7 tRNA genes and 1 rRNA gene are annotated in these 848 nt (G+C 53.0%); all 8 read left to right on the forward strand.

Features of this window, described 5'->3' with window-relative positions:
- Positions 1-22: 22 nt before the first annotated feature.
- The 8 genes from rrf to AC1DTM_RS29405 all read left to right on the forward strand — a co-directional run bounded on the left by rrf (position 23) and on the right by AC1DTM_RS29405 (position 785).
- Positions 23-138: ribosomal RNA gene (rrf, locus tag AC1DTM_RS29370) — 5S ribosomal RNA — on the forward strand.
- Positions 139-143: 5 nt separating this feature from the next.
- A tRNA-Val gene (locus AC1DTM_RS29375) sits at positions 144-219 on the forward strand.
- Positions 220-227: 8 nt separating this feature from the next.
- Positions 228-311 (forward strand) — tRNA-Tyr (locus AC1DTM_RS29380).
- Between the two features lie 12 nt (positions 312-323).
- Positions 324-398: transfer RNA gene (locus tag AC1DTM_RS29385), tRNA-Gln, on the forward strand.
- Between the two features lie 4 nt (positions 399-402).
- Positions 403-478, forward strand: a tRNA-Lys gene (locus tag AC1DTM_RS29390).
- 17 nt (positions 479-495) lie between these two features.
- Positions 496-576, forward strand: a tRNA-Leu gene (locus tag AC1DTM_RS29395).
- 29 nt (positions 577-605) lie between these two features.
- Positions 606-680: transfer RNA gene (locus AC1DTM_RS29400), tRNA-Gly, on the forward strand.
- Between the two features lie 16 nt (positions 681-696).
- A tRNA-Leu gene (locus AC1DTM_RS29405) sits at positions 697-785 on the forward strand.
- Positions 786-848 lie beyond the last annotated feature (63 nt).

Raw genomic sequence — 848 nt, forward strand, 5'->3', positions numbered from 1 at the left:
GAATATAGTCTGGTGAATATAGTCTGGTAATGATGGCAGAGAGGTCACACCCGTTCCCATACCGAACACGGAAGTTAAGCTCTCTAGCGCCGATGGTAGTTGGGACCTTGTCCCTGTGAGAGTAGGACGTTGCCAGGCAAAATGGAGGATTAGCTCAGCTGGGAGAGCACCTGCCTTACAAGCAGGGGGTCGGCGGTTCGATCCCGTCATCCTCCACCATATATGTCGGAGGGGTAGCGAAGTGGCTAAACGCGGCGGACTGTAAATCCGCTCCTTYGGGTTCGGCAGTTCGAATCTGCCCCCCTCCACCATTTCTTAATTATTGGGCTATAGCCAAGCGGTAAGGCAACGGACTTTGACTCCGTCATGCGCTGGTTCGAATCCAGCTAGCCCAGCCATTAAGAGCCATTAGCTCAGTTGGTAGAGCATCTGACTTTTAATCAGAGGGTCGAAGGTTCGAATCCTTCATGGCTCACCATTTTCTTAAAAAAATATGCGGGTGTGGCGGAATTGGCAGACGCACCAGACTTAGGATCTGGCGCCTTTGGCGTGGGGGTTCGACTCCCTTCACCCGCACTTTTAATAWAATAWCTCATACATGTCTTGCGGAAGTAGTTCAGTGGTAGAATACAACCTTGCCAAGGTTGGGGTCGCGGGTTCGAATCCCGTCTTCCGCTCCAATTTTCAATATGACATGCCGGGGTGGCGGAACAGGCAGACGCACAGGACTTAAAATCCTGCGGTGGGTGACCACCGTGCGGGTTCGACCCCCGCCCTCGGCACCATATGCGCCCGTAGCTCAATTGGATAGAGCGTTTGACTACGGATCAAGAGGTTAGGGGTTCGAC

The organism is Bacillus sp. P4_D3, from assembly GCF_056401855.1.